The 17,203-nt window shown below is 67.8% G+C and carries 17 protein-coding genes; 12 read left to right on the forward strand and 5 right to left on the reverse strand.

Annotated elements, in window-relative coordinates:
• Positions 1 to 4: 4 nt before the first annotated feature.
• Entirely contained in the window at positions 5 to 637 is a 633-nt protein-coding gene (locus AZOLI_RS14265) for a glutathione S-transferase family protein (protein ID WP_014187872.1), read from the reverse strand.
• A 111-nt stretch (positions 638 to 748) separates the two neighbouring features.
• On the opposite strand from AZOLI_RS14265, the gene AZOLI_RS14270 reads away from it, so the two are divergent.
• Both AZOLI_RS14270 and AZOLI_RS14275 read left to right on the forward strand, forming a co-directional pair.
• Positions 749 to 1,648, forward strand: a complete 900-nt coding sequence (locus AZOLI_RS14270; RefSeq protein ID WP_014187873.1) for a LysR family transcriptional regulator — start codon at positions 749 to 751, stop codon at positions 1,646 to 1,648.
• Between the two features lie 207 nt (positions 1,649 to 1,855).
• The gene (locus AZOLI_RS14275; protein ID WP_014187874.1) at positions 1,856 to 2,632 is read left to right on the forward strand and encodes a transporter substrate-binding domain-containing protein; all 777 of its coding nucleotides are present in this window, start codon (positions 1,856 to 1,858) and stop codon (positions 2,630 to 2,632) included.
• A gap of 52 nt (positions 2,633 to 2,684) precedes the next feature.
• Here AZOLI_RS14275 and AZOLI_RS14280 read toward each other — a convergent pair whose 3' ends face one another.
• A complete protein-coding gene (locus AZOLI_RS14280) occupies positions 2,685 to 3,656 on the reverse strand; it encodes a formylglycine-generating enzyme family protein (protein ID WP_014187875.1) in 972 nt (323 codons plus the stop codon).
• Between the two features lie 243 nt (positions 3,657 to 3,899).
• On the opposite strand from AZOLI_RS14280, the gene AZOLI_RS14285 reads away from it, so the two are divergent.
• Positions 3,900 to 4,421 carry a ferritin-like domain-containing protein gene (locus AZOLI_RS14285; protein WP_014187876.1) on the forward strand — a complete coding sequence of 174 codons (522 nt, stop codon included), beginning with the start codon at positions 3,900 to 3,902 and terminating at the stop codon, positions 4,419 to 4,421.
• A 96-nt stretch (positions 4,422 to 4,517) separates the two neighbouring features.
• On the opposite strand, the gene AZOLI_RS32510 is transcribed toward AZOLI_RS14285, so the two are convergent.
• The gene (locus tag AZOLI_RS32510; RefSeq protein ID WP_014187877.1) at positions 4,518 to 4,685 is read right to left on the reverse strand and encodes a hypothetical protein; all 168 of its coding nucleotides are present in this window, start codon (positions 4,683 to 4,685) and stop codon (positions 4,518 to 4,520) included.
• Positions 4,686 to 4,875: 190 nt separating this feature from the next.
• Here AZOLI_RS32510 and AZOLI_RS14290 point away from each other — a divergent pair, with 190 nt between their 5' ends.
• From AZOLI_RS14290 to AZOLI_RS14320, 7 genes are all read left to right on the forward strand, one after another.
• Positions 4,876 to 5,637 carry a glycine zipper 2TM domain-containing protein gene (locus AZOLI_RS14290; RefSeq protein WP_014187878.1) on the forward strand — a complete coding sequence of 254 codons (762 nt, stop codon included), beginning with the start codon at positions 4,876 to 4,878 and terminating at the stop codon, positions 5,635 to 5,637.
• A gap of 74 nt (positions 5,638 to 5,711) precedes the next feature.
• Positions 5,712 to 6,218, forward strand: a complete 507-nt coding sequence (locus AZOLI_RS14295) for a PaaI family thioesterase (RefSeq protein WP_014187879.1) — start codon at positions 5,712 to 5,714, stop codon at positions 6,216 to 6,218.
• A 181-nt stretch (positions 6,219 to 6,399) separates the two neighbouring features.
• Positions 6,400 to 6,864, forward strand: a complete 465-nt coding sequence (rplM, locus tag AZOLI_RS14300) for a 50S ribosomal protein L13 (protein WP_014187880.1) — start codon at positions 6,400 to 6,402, stop codon at positions 6,862 to 6,864.
• A 2-nt stretch (positions 6,865 to 6,866) separates the two neighbouring features.
• The gene (rpsI, locus tag AZOLI_RS14305; protein ID WP_014187881.1) at positions 6,867 to 7,355 is read left to right on the forward strand and encodes a 30S ribosomal protein S9; all 489 of its coding nucleotides are present in this window, start codon (positions 6,867 to 6,869) and stop codon (positions 7,353 to 7,355) included.
• 150 nt (positions 7,356 to 7,505) lie between these two features.
• Positions 7,506 to 8,582 carry an N-acetyl-gamma-glutamyl-phosphate reductase gene (gene argC, locus AZOLI_RS14310; protein WP_014187882.1) on the forward strand — a complete coding sequence of 359 codons (1,077 nt, stop codon included), beginning with the start codon at positions 7,506 to 7,508 and terminating at the stop codon, positions 8,580 to 8,582.
• Positions 8,583 to 8,747: 165 nt separating this feature from the next.
• Positions 8,748 to 9,284 carry a gamma carbonic anhydrase family protein gene (locus AZOLI_RS14315; protein WP_014187883.1) on the forward strand — a complete coding sequence of 179 codons (537 nt, stop codon included), beginning with the start codon at positions 8,748 to 8,750 and terminating at the stop codon, positions 9,282 to 9,284.
• A 170-nt stretch (positions 9,285 to 9,454) separates the two neighbouring features.
• Positions 9,455 to 10,066, forward strand: a complete 612-nt coding sequence (locus AZOLI_RS14320; protein WP_014187884.1) for an OmpA family protein — start codon at positions 9,455 to 9,457, stop codon at positions 10,064 to 10,066.
• A gap of 152 nt (positions 10,067 to 10,218) precedes the next feature.
• On the opposite strand, the gene AZOLI_RS14325 is transcribed toward AZOLI_RS14320, so the two are convergent.
• Positions 10,219 to 10,893: a pyridoxamine 5'-phosphate oxidase family protein gene (locus AZOLI_RS14325; protein WP_014187885.1), complete on the reverse strand. Its 675-nt coding sequence runs from the start codon at positions 10,891 to 10,893 to the stop codon at positions 10,219 to 10,221.
• 121 nt (positions 10,894 to 11,014) lie between these two features.
• Here AZOLI_RS14325 and AZOLI_RS14330 point away from each other — a divergent pair, with 121 nt between their 5' ends.
• Positions 11,015 to 12,508: a PLP-dependent aminotransferase family protein gene (locus tag AZOLI_RS14330; RefSeq protein ID WP_014187886.1), complete on the forward strand. Its 1,494-nt coding sequence runs from the start codon at positions 11,015 to 11,017 to the stop codon at positions 12,506 to 12,508.
• Here the strand turns inward: AZOLI_RS14330 and AZOLI_RS14335 are convergent.
• Entirely contained in the window at positions 12,505 to 13,434 is a 930-nt protein-coding gene (locus tag AZOLI_RS14335) for a glycosyltransferase (protein WP_014187887.1), read from the reverse strand. The two genes, AZOLI_RS14330 and AZOLI_RS14335, sit on opposite strands and share 4 nt — an antisense overlap.
• A 283-nt stretch (positions 13,435 to 13,717) precedes the next feature.
• Here AZOLI_RS14335 and treS point away from each other — a divergent pair, with 283 nt between their 5' ends.
• Complete coding sequence (treS, locus tag AZOLI_RS14340) at positions 13,718 to 17,095, forward strand: maltose alpha-D-glucosyltransferase (RefSeq protein ID WP_014187888.1); 3,378 nt, start codon at positions 13,718 to 13,720, stop codon at positions 17,093 to 17,095.
• The last annotated feature ends 108 nt before the right edge of the window (positions 17,096 to 17,203 follow it).

Below are 17,203 nucleotides of genomic sequence, written 5' to 3' on the forward strand. Positions count from 1 at the left end.
GCGTTCAGGCGGGTTGCGGAATGGCGCTTTGGGCCATTGGGGTCAGCGCCGGGATCGCCTCCACCCGCTCCAGCCAGCGGCGAACCGCCGGATAGGGATCGAGCGGGATGCGGCCTTCCGGGGCGCGGGCGACATAGGCGTAGCAGGCGATGTCGGCGATGGTCGGCCGCTCCGCCGCCAGCCAGTCACGGCTTGCCAGATGGCTGTCCATGAAGCGCAGGACGCGTCCGGCGACCGCCTGCGCGTCGGTCAGCGAAGCGGCCCCGCCCCACAGCGTCAGGATGCGCGCCAGCGCCGGCCCGAAGCGCAGGTCGCCCGCGGCGACCGACAGCCAGCGCTGCACCCGCGCCGCCTCCTCCGGCGCCTTCGGGTTCCACAGGCCGGAGGCGTCGTAGCGGTCGGCGAGATAGACAAGGATGGCGACGGAGTCCGGCAGGACGAGATCGCCGTCGACCAGTACAGGTATCTGCCCGAAGGGGTTGAGGGCGAGGAAGCTTTCCGACCGCCGCAGTTCCGCGCCGGCCTCGACGAAGCGGTAAGGCAGGCCGAGAATGTTCAGGAAGGCTTCCACCCGGTGGCTGTGCCCTGACAGCGGCGTGCCGTAGAGCGTGATGGCGGGTTCGGCGGTGGTGCTCATCGGACAGGTCCCTTCATCGACTGTTTCGCGGATGCCCACAGCCAACCACTTGCGCGCTTCGGCAGGAATGCGCTTTGATCGAAAGGTACTCTTTCAGCAACCGGAAGAATCGTGGACCGGCTGGACGAACTGGCGATCTTCGTCGCGATCCTGGAGGCCGGCAGCCTCGCCGGCGCGGCCAAGCGGCTGCGGCGCTCGGCCCCTGCCGTCACCCGCGCGCTGTCCGGTCTGGAGGAGCGGCTGGGGCTGCGGCTGATCGAACGGACCACCCGCAACCTTGCACCCACCGACGCCGGGCGGCGGCTGGCCGAGCAGGCGCGCCGGCTGCTGGCCGACTATGACGAGGCGCTGGCGGCCACCGGCACCGACCGGCCGCTGCGCGGGCGGCTGCGCATCACCGCTCCGGTGATGTTCGGGCGCAAGCATGTGACGCCGCTGGTGCTCGACTTCATGCGCGCCTTCCCCGACATCCGTGTCGAACTGGTGCTGTCCGACGGCAACCTCGACCTGATCGAGGAGGAGCTGGATGTCGCGATCCGCATCGGCCCCTTGCCCGACTCCGGCCTCGTCGCCCGGCGTGTGGGGCAGGTCGCGCGCTATCTGGTCGCCAGCCCCGGCTATCTGGCGCGGCGCGGCACGCCCTCGATGCCGGAGGATCTGGCCGGTCACGACATCATCCTGTCCATGGCCCGGCCCGGTCCGCCGGACTGGCGCTTTCTGGTCGATGGGCGGGAGCGGGTGGTGCGGGTCACGCCGCGGCTGGCGGTCAGCCATATCGAGCCGGCCCTGCTCGCCGCGCGCGACGGGCATGGCATCGCCCGGTCGCTGTCCTATCAGGCGGCGGACGACATCGCCGCCGGAACCCTCGTGCGCCTGATGCCGCATGCCGAGCCGGCTCCGCTGCCGGTCCATGTCGTGGTGCCGACGGCACGGCTGATGCCCGGCCGGGTGCGCGCCTTTCTCGACCATGCGATCCAGGGACTGGAGCGGCTGGCCGTTCTGCGCGCCTGATCATCGCATCGACAGGCCTCGGGAGGAATTGCTCGGGGAAGGCCGGGATCGCGCAATGATCTGCCGCGAACCCATGGCAGATCGGCATTTTCCGACCATGCATTTGCCGAACCCGGCGTCATACTGGCGCACTCCCGTGGCGGGAGGCGGCCGGAGAGACGGCCGCAGCGAAGAATGACAGAAGACGACCAACGACAGGGGATCAGAATGAAGGCTCTTTTGACGGCCGCCGCGATGATTGCCGCGACCATCACCATGGTTCCGGCGGCCTTTGCGGCCGACGGTGTGCTGCAGACGATCCGGCAGGCCGGGGTGATCCGGGTTGGCACCACCGGCGACTACAAGCCCTTCAGCTACAAGGGGGCCGACGGCGCGCTGGTGGGCGCCGACATCGAGATGGCGAAGGAGCTGGGAGCCGCGCTGGGCGTCCGGGTGGAGTTCGTGCAGACCAGCTGGAAAACGCTGATGGAGGACTTCAAGGCGGAGAGGTTCGACATCGCGCTGGGCGGCATCACCGTCAATCCCGATCGTGCCGCGGTGGGCGACTTCTCTGTTCCCAACGTCAGCGACGGCAAGCGCCCGATCGCCCGCTGCGCCGACAAGGAGAAATTCACGTCCGTCGAGAAGATCGACCAGCCGACCACCCGCGTCGTCGTCAATCCCGGCGGCACCAACGAGAAGTTTGCCCGCGCCACTTTCACCAAGGCGCCGATCGAGGTCTGGCCCGACAACAAGACCATCTTCGGACAGATCGCCGCCGGCAAGGCCGACGTCATGGTCACTGACGGCATCGAAGCCGACATGCAGGCGAAGCTGAACGCCGGCGTGCTCTGTGCCGTCCCGGTCGCGGCTCCCTTCACCCATTTCGAGAACGCCTACCTGCTGCGCAAGGACCCGGAGCTGAAGCAGGCCGTCGATGCCTGGATGACCAAGGCGCTGACCAGCGGGCTGTGGAAAGCCAAGCTCGACGCCGCCATGCAGTGAGCGGCAACCGGGAAAGGATCCGGCACAAGCGGCAGGTGGCGCCGTCCGCGGCTTACGGGTCGCGGGCGACGCGGAAGCCGTAGGCGGCATACCCGCTCTCCGCTCTATCCGCCCGCCGCACGGCGGAGCGCACATAGCGTGGGTGACTGTGCCACGACCCGCCGCGCATCAGCCGGCGCGGGCAAGTCTCACCGGCCTCGCCGGACCCTGCCGATCCGTCCGCCGCGCAATCCTCCACCCATTGCCAGACATTGCCCAGCATGTCGTAGAGGCCGAAGCCGTTGGGCCGATAGCTGCCGACGGGGGCGGTGAACAGGGCGCCGTCGCGGCAGTTCGCCACCTCCCAATCGGTGAAGCGGTCCTTGGCGCTCAGGTCGGCGCCGTTCGCGGCGTCGCATCCCGCCGCGGGGTCGTCGCCCCACCAGCGGGCGGTCCGGGTGCCGGCACGGGCCGCATACTCCCACTCCTCCCCCGTCGGCAGGCGATAGGCGTTGCCGGTCCGGCGGCTGAGCCACTCCGCATAGGCCTTGGCGTCGTACCAGCTGATACAGACGGCCGGGTCGCTGTTCGTCTGGTCGAAACCCGGCCGGCGCCAGGAGAAATGCCAGCGCGGCAGCAGTTCGGTTTCCCCGGCATAACCGCGGCAGATGGTCCGTGACCGGTATCCGCTGTCCTCGACGAAGCGGGCATACTCGCCGCGGGTGACCGGGTATTTGCCGAGCGCGAACGGCTGCCGGATCGACACCGTCCGTTGCGGCGGCTCATCCGGAAAGCGTTCCGCCTCCGTCTCCGGCGCACCCTGAAGGGAACTGCCGGCCGGCACCGTCACCAGCGCCGGGGCGTCGGGATGGTCCCAGATCTCGCGCGCCGGGCCGGCGGCCTGCCAGCCTTGGAAAGCGGCCAGCCGCTCGTCGCGCCAGCCGGTCAGGTCTTCCGGCTCCGCCCGGCGCCAGGCGGTCAGCCCGGCCAGCAGAAGGACCAGGACGGTCAAGGCGCCGAGCGGGCCGGGCAGGGCGGATTTCATGGTGGGGATATCTTTTGCAGGGGAGGTGCAGTGGGTCATCCCGTCATTTCCGCGGCGCAACCCGCCTCCGGCAACCGTGCGTCCGTGTCCTGCTCGGGGCACCTCCCGGCCGGTCCGCCAGCCAAGGGACCGCCCGCCCGTCCCATCGGGGTAGGTCCAAATCGGTAGGGCGTCGAAAGCGTGGCCGTCCTGTTGGTGCGGGCAGGCGTTCAACGGAGCACCGACACCACAAGGAGGACATTCATGGCTGCCTATCCCGCCGACCTCACGCGCGCGCTGTTCGTCACCGGCCTGCGCAACGCCCACGCGGTCGAACAGCAGGCGCTTGCACTGATGGACCGCCAGCTGGACCGTCTGGTGAACTACCCGGAGGTCGCCGACCATCTGCGCATGCACCGTGGCGAGACCGAGGCGCAGATCACCCGTCTCGACCAGATTCTGGACCAGCTGCAGGAAAACCATTCCGGCTTGAAGGACACGGCGCTGTCGATCATGGGCAATCTGGCGGCGCTGGGCCACAGCTTCGCCGAGGACGAAATCCTGAAGAACTCATTCGCCAACTACGCCTTCGAGAATTTCGAGGTGGCGAGCTACCGGTCGCTGCTGACCGTGGCGGATGCCGGCAACTTCGCCTTCGCCGTTCCGCTGCTGCAGACCTCGCTGCGCGAGGAGGAGGCGATGGCCTCCTGGGTGATCGAGAATGTGCCGACCCTGACGTTGAAGTACCTGTCGCTGAAGGCCGCAGACCAGACCGCCGGCCGCTGACGCCGGACACGATCCGCCCGCAATGAGGCGGCCGGGGAAGACAGGCTCTTCCCCGGCCGTTTTCCGTTGCGCCCCGTCCGTGGCGCCGGGCGGAAATCAGACGTCGTAGATGGGGCCTGGGGTCTTCTTGTTGGCGCCGCCGGCCTTTTCCTCCGATTTCTCGGTCAGGGTCTTGTCACGGTCCTGGTCGGTGCCGGCGGTGGATGGTTTGCCGGCCTTGGCCGTATCGTTTTCCGGCTTTTCCTGCTTGGATGCATCGTTCATCGTGGTCGCTCCCGGTTGTGGCGATGCCTTTCCAACAGCGCAGGGGCGCAGCGGTTGCCAACGATCCGTCATCGGACATCGCCGCGCCGCAATGCAGCCTTCCGGCCTTGTCCGGTTTTTGCCCGGTGACGAGCAGGCTTGCTTTGCCGTAAGAGACAGGACGGGTCTCAATACGGATGGATCCCTCCCCGTGCTCCGATCGTTTTCCCTTTGCCTGTTCATCGTCGCGGCCGGCGGTCTTGCGGGCTGCAGCTCCGACTATTCGCCCAACACCTACTCCTCCAGCGCGGTCCAGCAGGCCAACAAGGTGGAGCCGGCGGTCGTGGTCGGATTCCGTCAGGTGGCGATCAGCGCCAACGGCACGGTCGGCGCCGTCAGCGGCGGTGCGGCCGGCGGCATCCTGGGGGCGCAGGTCGGCTCCGGCGGCATGAACGCGGCGCTGGGCACCGTCGGCGGCACGGCGATCGGCGGCCTGCTGGGCACGGCGATGGAGCATATCGCCGGCGACACCACCGGCTGGGAATACATCGTCCGCAAGTCCAACGGCGAGTTGCTGTCGCTGACCCAGAAGGAGCCGCAGCCGCTGCCCATCGGCCAGAAGGTTCTGGTCATCACCGGCAGCCAGGCCCGCATCGTGCCCGACTATTCCACCCCCGCCGATCCCGAACCGGCCAAGACCGACGCCCCCAAGACGGACGCCGCGAAGCCGGAACTCCCGAAGCCGGAAACGCCGAAATCGGACATCAAGGCGGTGCCGCTCGCCCCGCTTGCAGCACCGGCCCCGCCGGACTCCGCCGCCGGCACCGCGCCGACCGGCGGCGGCGGTCCCATTCGCCTGACCGCCCCCACCGACAATACCCCTGCCGTCGACACCCCGGCGCCCGCGGCGTCCACCCCCTCCGCCGACCCGCTTCCGGCTCCCGTTCCGGCGGAAGCGAAGCCTGCCGGGTAGCTCCATACTTGTCCGAATGGACGGGATGGCGCACAGTCCGGTGATCCAACCGTAAGATCACCGGCCGAGGGTCCATGTCCGCCGTCGAATCCGCACACAACGTCACTCCGGCCCCCACTCCAGCCATGAGCAAGGAGGAGTTGGAGGAGTTGATCCGCGAGGGGGTTCCCCTGGTCGGCAACTTCGGCATCGTCGTCGACAGCCTCGGTGCCGGCACGATCCGCCTGCGCCTGCCCTACAAGGACGATTTCGTCCGGCCCGGCGGCACGGTCACGGGGCCCGCCATGTTCGGGCTGGCCGATGTGGCGCTCTATGGCGCGGTGCTGAGCCTGATCGGGCGGGTGGAACTGGCGGTGACCACCAGTATGACCATCAACTTCCTGCGCCGTCCGCCCCCCGTCGCCATCATCGCCGAGGCGCGTGTCCTGAAGCTGGGCAAGCGGCTGGCCTATGGCGAGATCCTGCTGTTCTCCGAAGGCGATCCGGAGCCGGTCGCCCATGTCACCGGCACCTACTCCATCCCCCCTCACGACCCGGTCGCTGTCGCGGTATCTCATTACCGTATCAATGAGGGCTCATAAAAATCCGTTTAATATCAATGGGTTTGTAGATCGGGTATCCAATTACCGCGACTGCAACATGTTGATACTAAAGAGAAATTTTTCTATTGACAGCGCGTGCTGCTGCCCGTAGAAAGCCGTCCGCTTCGGCGCCCCGGTATCGGCGGCCTGCCGATCCGTATTCGAAGAAACGAGTGTGGCGATGAAGACCTTCAATCTGAAGCCGACCGAAATCGAGAAGAAGTGGTACGTCGTCGACGCCGACGGCCTCGTTCTCGGCCGGCTCGCCAGCATCCTGGCGAACATCCTGCGTGGCAAGAACAAGCCGACCTACACCCCGCACATGGATTGCGGCGACCATGTCGTCGTGATCAACGCGGAAAAGGTGAAGCTGACCGGCAACAAGCGCGATGCCGACATCTTCTACTGGCACACCGGCTATCCGGGCGGGATCAAGGGCCGTTCCAAGGGCCAGATCCTGGACGGCAAGTATCCGGAGCGTGTGATCGAGAAGGCCGTGGAGCGTATGGTTCCGCGCGGTCCGCTCGGCCGTCAGCAGATGACCCATCTCAAGGTCTACAAGGGCGCCACGCATCCGCACGATGCGCAGCAGCCGGTCGCCCTCGACATCGGCGCCCTGAACCCGAAGAATAAGCGGAGCGCGTAAGCATGGCTCAGGTCACCACCACCCTCTCCAGCCTGAAGGATCTGACGGGCGCCGCCGCCACCGCGACCGTCACCGAAGAGTTGGCCGCTCCGAAGCTGGACGCCCAGGGCCGCGCCTACGCCACCGGCAAGCGCAAGGACGCCGTCGCCCGCGTGTGGATCAAGCCGGGCACCGGCAAGGTCACCGTGAACGGCCGCGACCAGTCGGTCTATTTCGCCCGTCCGGTGCTGCGCATGATGATCGCCCAGCCGTTCGGCGTGACCGAGCGTCTGGACCAGTTCGACGTCGTCGCCACCGTCGCCGGCGGCGGTCTGTCGGGCCAGGCCGGTGCCGTCCGTCACGGCATCTCCAAGGCGCTGACCTACTTCGAGCCGGCCCTGCGCCCGCCGCTGAAGGCCGCCGGCTTCCTGACCCGCGACGCCCGTACGGTCGAGCGTAAGAAGTACGGCCGCGCCAAGGCCCGCCGCAGCTTCCAGTTCTCGAAGCGCTAATCCCTACACGGGCCCGCGTCTTTACGGTACAAGCGAGGGGCGTCCCGAAAGGGGCGCCCCTTTCTTTTTGCTCTGTCATCACGCTTTCGCTTATCCCGGATACAGGTTTCACCCGTCTTCAGATCGTCTTCAGCGAAGGACATTGCCTCCATGGCCTCGACCAGCATTCTCGGCAGCACGTCCGGCGGTTCGAAAATCCGCGTCGGCATCCTGGGCGCTTCCGGTTACACCGGCGCCGAACTGGTGCGCATGCTGCTGCGCCACCCGAACGTCGAGATCTCGGCCCTGACCGCCGAACGACAGGCCGGCAAGCCGATGGCGGAGGTGTTCCCGCATCTGGGCGGCTATGGCCTGCCCGATCTGGTGAAGATCGAGCAGCTGAAGTGGGACGGCCTGGACTTCATCTTCTGCGCCCTGCCGCACGGCACCACGCAGGAGGTCATCGCCGGCCTGCCCAGCGGGCTGAAGGTGGTCGATCTGTCCGCCGATTTCCGTCTGAGCGACCCGGCCGAATACGCCATCTGGTACGGGCATGAGCATCGCGCCGTCGATCTCCAGAAGGAAGTCGCCTACGGCCTGACCGAGTTCAACCGCCAGGGCGTGCGCAAGGCGCGGGTGGTGGCCAATCCGGGCTGCTACCCGACCTGCTCGCTGCTGCCGCTGCTGCCGCTCCTGATGGAAAACCAGATCGAGCCGGGCGGCATCATCATCGACGCCAAGTCCGGCGTGTCGGGCGCCGGCCGCGACGCCAAGCAGGCCAACCTGTTCACCGAGGTGTCGGAGGGCTTCAACGCCTATGGCGTCGGCCACCATCGCCACATGCCAGAGATCGAGCAGGAGCTGCGGCTGGCCGCCGGCCGTCCGGTCACCGTCTCCTTCACCCCGCATCTGGTGCCGATGAACCGCGGCATGATGGCGACCATCTATGTCCGCATGGCCGACGGCGTCACCGCCGACGACCTGCGCGCGACGCTCGCCGCCCGCTATGCCGACGAGCCCTTCGTCGGGGTCACGCCTGCCGGCGTCGTGCCGGCGACGCGCCATGTCCGCGCGTCCAACCACAACCTGATCGGCGTGGTTGCCGACCGCACCCCGCGCGGGGCCATCATCGTGTCGGTCATCGACAATCTGGTGAAGGGCGCCTCGGGCCAGGCCATCCAGAACATGAACGTCATGATGGGGCTGGGCGAGACCACCGGCATCGATCAGGCGCCGCTTTTCCCGTAACAGGTCCGTATGGGGGGCTGTGACAGCGTTGTGGCCCCCTGTCCGCACTGTTGCACGGAGGCACCAATCGGGATTTGCTTTGCCCTGTCAATGCGAAATCAGGTGGTGCCTTAAGCCTTACGGTGTTTCAATCCCGCCCGTCATGCACGACTTCGGTACGACCTGATGACCGGCCTTGTCCGCGCCTTCAACGGCATCCTGCCCACCATCGACCCGACCGCGTTCATCGCGGAAACGGCGGCGGTGATCGGCGATGTCGTGATCGGGGCGAACAGCAGCATCTGGTACGGCTGCACCGTGCGTGGAGACGTCAACGAGATCCGAATCGGCGCTCGCACCAACCTCCAGGACGGCACCGTGATCCACGTGGCCGCCGAAGGGCAGGGCACCTACATCGGGGACGACATCACCGTCGGCCATATGGCGTTGCTGCACGCCTGCACGCTGGAAGACGGCTGCTTCATCGGCATGAAGGCCTGCATCCTGGATGGGGCCTATGTCGAGTCGCGGGCGATGGTCGCGGCAGGTGCTCTGGTGACACCTGGAAAGCGGGTGACGTCCGGATTCTTGTGGGCCGGCTGCCCTGCTAGACCGGTTCGCGAGCTGACGGAAAAGGATCTCGCGGTTTTTCCGGTCCTCAGCCACCGTTATACGGATTTGGCGGAAACCTACCGGAAAAGCTGCTATGGAAGTGGAGCATAGGTCCAAGAACAGGTCCGGTTCGGCCAATCGGCTGAGGTGTCGGAACACAGCCGTGCACCACATGTTGGGATGGTCGTCGCCGCGCTTGCGCTTGGGCGGATGCTTCGATTGATAGGTTCATCCCCCGCAGGCACTCTGATGGGGAAGGGTTCTGGAAGGGAGTGAAGACAATGAAGACTATTGTTCGCGCGGGTCTGGCTGCCATTCCGGCCGCCATCGTCGCTTTCGGCCTGTCGGCTGCCGCCAATGCCCAGGACGCCAGCAAGGTCGGCACCGGCGCCCAGTGGTGCAACCCGGTCGTCGGCTGGAGCGGTCAGGTCAAGGAAGGCGTCGCCGCCCGCACCTCCAGCGGCGGCTATGTCATCCATCAGGGCAGCTATCCGTGCCCGCCGGCCGCCGCCGCTCCGGCTCCGGCCGCCGTCGCCGCGGTTCAGAGCGAATATCTGGTGTTCTTCGACTGGGATAAGTCGACCATCACCCCGGCCGCCGATCGCGTGATCGGTGACGCGGTGTCGGCCATCCTGAAGAACGGTGGCGCCAAGATCCACGTCGTCGGCCACACCGACACGTCGGGCTCGCCGGCTTACAACCAGAAGCTGTCGCTGCGTCGTGCCGACGCGGTCAAGAAGGCTCTGGTCGCCAAGGGCATCCAGAATGCCAACATCACGACCGAAGGCAAGGGCGAGAGCCAGCTGCTGGTCCAGACCGGCCCGAACGTGCGTGAGCCGTCCAACCGTCGTGCGCAGATCCTGCCGCGCCTGATGAACGCTCCGTCGTCCTAAGGACGGTAGGCAGGGGGCCGCTCCGGGGGTTTCGGATCGGCCTTCCCGCCAGCGGAAGAAACCGCAGGAAAAAGGCCGCGCCGGGTTAGCCCGTCGCGGCCTTTTTCCGTTTCTGCCTGCTCTCGGCCGAAGATCCCTCAGGCAAAAACCCCTCAGCCCGCCAGTTGGGCCGGGTCCTGTTCCGGATCGCCGGCAGTCAGCCGCAGCGGCACCACGCCCGCCCACACCGGGTGGCCCATATCCTCCGCATCGTCGGACGGTGGGCCGGAGCGCCGCTTGGCCGATGCCTCGGCGATCGGGAAGGCCAACACGGAAGTGGCCTTCAGCTCCTGCACATTGGGCGCCCGCACCTTGGCGCTGCGGCCGGGTTCGATCTTTTCCATCAGGGCATCCAGGGCGGCACGCTTCTCCGCCTCCTCCGCCACCAGCCGCGGCCGGCCGAACAGCATGACCGAGCGGTAATTGACGGAGTGATGGAAGGCCGACCGCGCCAGCACCCAGCCATCGATCAGCGACAGGGTGATGCAGGCTTCGCCCCCCTCCTGCAGCCGGCGGATCATCCGGCTGGAGGAAGCGCCATGGATCATCAGCTCGTCGCCCACGCGCCAGGGAACCGTCGGAATCACCATGGGGGAGGGGGTGCCCAGGCCCTTGATGGAGTCGTCGACGAAGCCGACGTGGCAGATCGGCGCCTCGTCGATGATGGCGTGGATCAGGGCGACGTCATGGCTGCCGCGGTCGCCCAGCCGAACCGGCCGGGTACGCGGCGTCTGGGCCAGCGTAGTGGGAGAAGCGGTGGCGGATGTATCGGGGAGAAGGCTGGTCATGGACGTGCTCGGAGCCGGAACTGTTGCGATGCCCCAGAATGACCGGCAGAATGGTTCTCTCGAAAGGTCCGGAATGTCAATTCCATAGGGGCCAATTTGCTTCTCCCTTCGGAGGATCGCCATGGCCCGCGCGGCAGTTCCGGTTCTCTCCAGCCTTGGGCCGGTGGCGCTCGACCGCGCCGGTGCGGAGCCGCTGCACCGCCAACTCTACCGTGCGCTGCGGCAGGCGGTGCTGGACGGACGGCTGCGCCCGGGGGAAAGGCTGCCGCCCAGCCGGGCGCTCGCCGCCGACTGGGGGCTGTCGCGAAACACCGTGGTGACCGCCTATGACACGCTGCTGGCGGAGGGTTACGTCACCGGGCGGGTGGGGGCCGGCACCTTCGTCGCCGCCTCCCTTCCCGATGCGGTGCCCGGCAGCATTCCCGCCCGCGACGAAGTCCGCCGGGGTGTCGGCCTGTCCGTCCGCGGCCGTGTGTTGGCCGAGGCGCCGGCCATCGCCCGCGACCGGGTGGGGCGGCCCTTCGCGCTCGGCACGCCGGACCTCGGCGTCTTTCCCTTCGCCCTGTGGGCGCAGCTTCTCGGCCGCAGCTGGCGCCAGGGCGGGCGGCCGCTGGCGACCGAGCCGGATCCGCTCGGCCACGCTCCGCTGCGGGCGGAGATCGCCGCCTATCTGCGGGCCGTCCGTGCCGTCCGTTGCGAACCGGAGCAGGTCGTCATCGTTTCCGGCGCGCAGCAGGGGCTGGCGCTTTTGGCGCAACTGCTTCTCGACCCCGGCGACGAGGCCTGGGTGGAGGAGCCGGGCTGGCCCGGCAACCGCGCCGCCCTGTTGGGGGCCGGGGCGCGGCTGGTCCCGGTGCCGGTGGACGGGGAGGGGATCGACGTCGCCGCCGGCATGGCCCAAGGCGCCGGCGCCCGGCTGGCGCTGGTCACCCCCTCCCACCAGTTCCCGCTGGGCGTGACCATGAGCCTCGCGCGCCGCCTGCGCCTGCTGGACTGGGCGGCGGCGCGCGACGCCTGGATCGTCGAGGACGATTACGACAGCGAGTTCCGCTATGCCGGCCCGCCGCTGGCCGCCCTCCAGGGGTTGGACGGTGCCGGGCGCGTCATTTATGTCGGCAGCTTCAGCAAGGTGATGTTCCCGGCGCTGCGGCTCGGCTATGTCGTGGTGCCGCCCGATCTGGTCGAGCCGGTGCGCGCCGCGCGGCGCCATTTCGACGGCGGGACCAGCGTGGTGCCGCAGGCGGCCCTGCACCGTTTCCTGGCCGACGGCCATTTCGCCTCGCACCTGCGGGCCATGCGCTCGCTCTATGCCGCCAAGCGCACCGCCATCCTGGAGTCGATCGCCGACGCCTTCGCCGGCTTCGCCACGGCCGAAGCCGGCGAGGCCGGCATGCATGTCCTGCTCCGCCTGCCGCCCGACTGCCCCGACCATATGCTGGCCGAGCGTGCGGCCCGCATCGGCCTGACCACGCCAGCCCTGTCCAGCTACCACCGTGACGCCGATGGGACCACCGGCAACGGCCTGCTGCTCGGCTTCGCCGCCCATGACCCGGCGATGCTCGACCGTGCGGTGCGTGATCTGGCGCGGCTGGTGGCCGAGCTGCCGAAGGGTTAAACCGCTTCCGTCACCCGCTCCGCCGCCGGCACGTCCCAGGCCGGGTAGCGCAGGCTCAGCTGGTGGGTGCGGTCCTGCATGTCCAGAACCGGGCGCAGCACCGACGGGTCGGCGCGCATGGCGTCCTCGCCGGCCATATGGACGATGCCCAGGCGGCGGTTGGGCAGGTAATACTCCACCAGCTCCCGCCGCTCCGGATCGAAGCGCCAGGGGCCGATGTAATTGCACCATTCCGGCAGAAGCTCGACCGGCAGTCCGTCCAGATAAATGGCGCCCGCCATCGCCAGCTGGTCGGAGGTGAACAGGCGGCCCTTGCGCAGCACCCGCTTCTGCCAGCGCTGGAAGGCTTCCCAATGGGGGGCGTCGGCCCTCAGCGCATAGGCGCCGGCATTCAGGGTCGGGCGGGTTGCCAGCGCCCGGCATTCCGCCGTGGTCAGTCCGGCGCGGCTGGAGTTCTTGAACAGGATGGACCGCACCCGGGCGAAGCGGCCGAACAGCCAGTCCAGCCGCAGCTCCGTCTCCGAAAAGCGGCCGAATTGGGCGACGATGGCGAAGCGGTTCAACGCCGCCCCCCGCCGCAGCATCTCCACCGCTTCCCAATCCTGCACCCAGGCGTCGGCGTCGATCCAGATCAGCGTGTCGTAGCCGGGGAAATAGGTCGGCAGATGCAGCTTGGCGAGGTTGGCCTTCAGGTGGATGCGGTTGCGCAGCTTGTGCGCCGGGATGCTGACCGGCCAGGGCGGCGTCACCACCGCGGCGCCCTGCGCCTTCAGCTCCGCGATCTGTTCCTCGGTCAGCCCGGCATCGATCACGCCGATGGGGCACTCCGCCGCCGGCCTCAAAGCCCGCAGCGAGGCGATCAGCTCGCGGATCAGCGGGTGATAGCGGGAATCGCCGCCGGTCACGACGATGAAGGAACTCAGCATGATCTAACCGCTACGCCTTATGCGCAAAGTTTTATGTGACCCTACCCTGCCCGGATAACTCTTTGGCGTCAATCCACGTCCAATCCGGCTTGCCGTGCATTCGAACCGTGGCCCCGAAACTCTTCCCGGCCGTTGCGGCCCCTGACTTTCGCCGTCGAGCCTATCCGGAAGTCAGGGGTTGCGGGATGGCTTGCCGGGTGAAACCTTCGAGCGGGTGGCTTGTTTCCGTCCCGTGTTCCCGCGACACGTGTTCCGTCAATCGCCTCTGGAAAGTGCTGGACTCATGATCGATCGGCAGGACCGGCTCTGGTACAAGGACGCCGTCATCTACCAACTGCACATCAAGGCGTTCTTCGACGCCGACAATGACGGCATCGGCGATTTCGCCGGCCTGACCCAGAAGCTGGACTACATCCAGGAGCTGGGGGTGACGGCGGTGTGGCTTCTGCCCTTCTATCCGTCCCCGTTGCGCGATGACGGCTATGACATCGCCGACTACACCTCGGTCAACCCGACCTACGGGAACCTGGACGACTTCCGGCATTTCATGGAGGAATGCCACAACCGCGGCCTCAGGGTGATCACCGAGCTGGTCATCAACCACACCTCCGACCAGCATCCCTGGTTCCAGCGCGCGCGGGAGGCGCCTCCCGGCTCCAACCACCGCGACTATTATGTCTGGTCCGACAGCGACCAGAAATACCAGGGCACGCGCATCATCTTCTGCGACACGGAAAAGTCCAACTGGACCTGGGATCCGGTCGCCAACGCCTATTACTGGCATCGCTTCTATTCGCACCAGCCCGACCTGAACTTCGACAATCCCGAGGTTCTGGAGGAGGTGCTGAAGGTGATGCGCTTCTGGCTGGACATCGGGGTGGATGGGTTGCGGCTCGACGCCATCCCCTACCTGAAGGAGCGCGAGGGCACCAACAACGAGAATCTGCCGGAGACGCACGACGTCCTGAAGGCGATCCGCGCCGCGCTGGATGCCGAATACCCCGACCGCATGCTGCTGGCCGAGGCCAACCAGTGGCCGGAGGACGTGCTGCCCTATTTCGGCGATCCTGCGAAGGGCGGCGACGAATGCCACATGTCCTTCCACTTCCCGCTGATGCCGCGCATCTACATGGCGGTGGCGATGGAGGACCGGCATCCCATCGCCGACATCATGCGCCAGACCCCGGACATCCCGGCCGACTGCCAATGGGCCATCTTCCTGCGCAACCATGACGAACTGACGCTGGAGATGGTCACCGACAGCGAGCGCGACTATCTCTGGAACTTCTACGCCGCCGACCGGCGCATGCGGATCAATCTCGGCATCCGCCGCCGTCTCGCTCCCCTGCTGGAGAACGACCGCCGCAAGATCGAGCTGCTGAACAGCCTCCTGATGTCGATGCCCGGCACGCCGGTGCTGTATTACGGCGACGAGATCGGCATGGGCGACAACATCTATCTCGGCGACCGCGACGGCGTGCGCACGCCGATGCAATGGTCCATCGACCGCAACGGCGGCTTCTCGCGCGCCGACCCGGCCCGGCTCTATCTGCCGGCGGTGCTCGACCCGATCTATGGCTTCATGGCCGTCAATGTGGAGGCGCAGGCCCGCAACCCCTCCTCGCTGCTGAACTGGATGAAGCGGCTGGTGGCGGTGCGCAAGCAGCGCCAGAGCTTCGGCCGCGGCAGCTTCTCGCTGCTCTATCCCGGCAACCGCAAGGTCCTGGCCTATGTCCGCTGCCTGGAGACGGAAAACGGGTTGGAGATCGCGCTGTGCGTCGCCAACCTGTCGCGCTCGGCCCAGGCGGTTGAGCTGGACCTGAAGAATTGGAAAGGCCGCATCCCGGTCGAGCTTCTGGGCCGCACCGTCTTCCCGCCGATTGGCGACCTTCCCTATCTGCTGACCCTGCCGGCCTACGGCTTCTACTGGTTCGCCCTGACCGCGGAGGCGGAGCTGCCGACCTGGCACGAAACCCCGCCGGAGCCGGTGCCGGACCTGCTGACCGTGGTCGTCCGCGACGGCTGGCACAGCCTGACCAGCGGCAAGGCGGCGGACGAGCTGGGCCGCGATATCCTGCAGGCCTTCCTGCCGCAGCAGCGCTGGTTCTCCGCCAAGGACCGCCGCATCACCCGCTCGCATGTCACCATGGCCGCCCAGCTGCCGGGACCGGGCGACGGTTTCATGCTGGTCAGGACGCAGGTCGGCCTCAGTGGGGTTGGGGGGGACGGCGATGCCGCCGACCAGAGCTATTTCCTGCCGATGGCGATGAGCTGGGAGAGCGGGGCGGGCGGCACCGGCTGGCCGCTGCTTCCCTACACGCTGGCGAAGGTGCGGCGGGGTCCCAGGACCGGCGCCATCTATGACGCGGTGCAGGCCGACGGCTTCGCGCTCGCCCTGATCGAGGCTCTCAGGCGTGGCGAAACGCTGCAGGCGATGTCGGGGCAGTGGATGGCCGGCAGCGGCAGCATCCGCTTCACCGCCACCGACGCGCTGGCCGCCATCGACCTGTCGGAGGAAGCCGAGGTGCGGCGGCTGGGCGTGGAGCAGAGCAACACCTCCGTCCTGGTCGACAGCCAGATCGTGCTGAAGGTGCTGCGCCGGCTGGTGGAGGGCGAGCATCCGGAGGTCGAGATGGGCCGCTTCCTGACGGAGGTCGGCTTCGCCAACACCCCGGCCCTGCTGGGCACCGTGGAGCAGGTGGCGGCCGACGGCACGCCCACCGCGCTGGCGGTGGCGCAGGCCTTCGTCCGCAACCAGGGCGACGGCTGGGCCAGTACGGTGGAGGAGCTGGAACGCCAGCTGGAGGACATCCGCCTCGGCGTCGCCGGCACCACCGAGGACGCCGCCGAATCGGGCGAGCCTTTCGGCATGCATCTGGTGATGATGACCACGCTGGGGCAGCGCACCGCCGAACTGCACCGGGCGCTGGCCCAGGCCACCGGCAAGCCGGCCTTCGATCCGGAGCCGATCACGCCCGACGATCTGGCCCGCTGGGCCGATGCCGCCCGCGCCCAGGCGGAGGCGGCCTTCGCCGCCCTGCCCGGAACGCTGGACCGTCTGCCGGCCAATGTGAGCGGCGATGCCGAACAGCTTCTGGCCCGCCGGGCCGAAGCGATGGGGCGGCTCGACGCGCTGGCGGGGATGCGGATCGACGGCGTCAAGACCCGCATCCACGGCGACTATCACCTGGGTCAGGTCGTTCGGGCGCAGAACGACTGGTACATCCTGGACTTCGAGGGCGAGCCGGCGAAGACGCTGGAGGAACGCCGCGCCAAGTCCAGCCCGCTGCGCGACGTGGCCGGCATGCTGCGCTCCTTCAACTATGCCGCCTGGGCGGCGTTGTTCCGGCTGGACAGCGCGGGCGAGGGCGCCAACAGCGGTGACAGCCCGGCGCTGGCCGCCGCCCTCGACTGGGAACGCCGCAGCATCGACTCCTTCCTCGACGGCTACCGCACGGCCATCGAGGGCTGCCCGGTCTGGCCGGCGGGGAATGGGACCGGCGACGAGGCTGCGCGCGGCCTGCTGACCCTGTTCCTGCTGGAAAAGGCCTTCTACGAGATCGGCTACGAGGCGGCGAACCGGCCCAGCTGGATCGGCATCCCGGTCAAGGGCGTGCTGGGCCTGCTCGACGATGCCGATGAGGCGGGCGCGAAGGGGTGAGAGGACAAATCCGCGGCGGGCATGGTGTGACGAAACCGCCGCGGGTATGTTCACGTCCGGAGAAGGCGTCCCGGCGTCGGGACAGTTTTGGTCCATGAAGACGATCGG

This window comes from Azospirillum lipoferum 4B, from assembly GCF_000283655.1.
GTDB lineage: Bacteria > Pseudomonadota > Alphaproteobacteria > Azospirillales > Azospirillaceae > Azospirillum > Azospirillum lipoferum_C.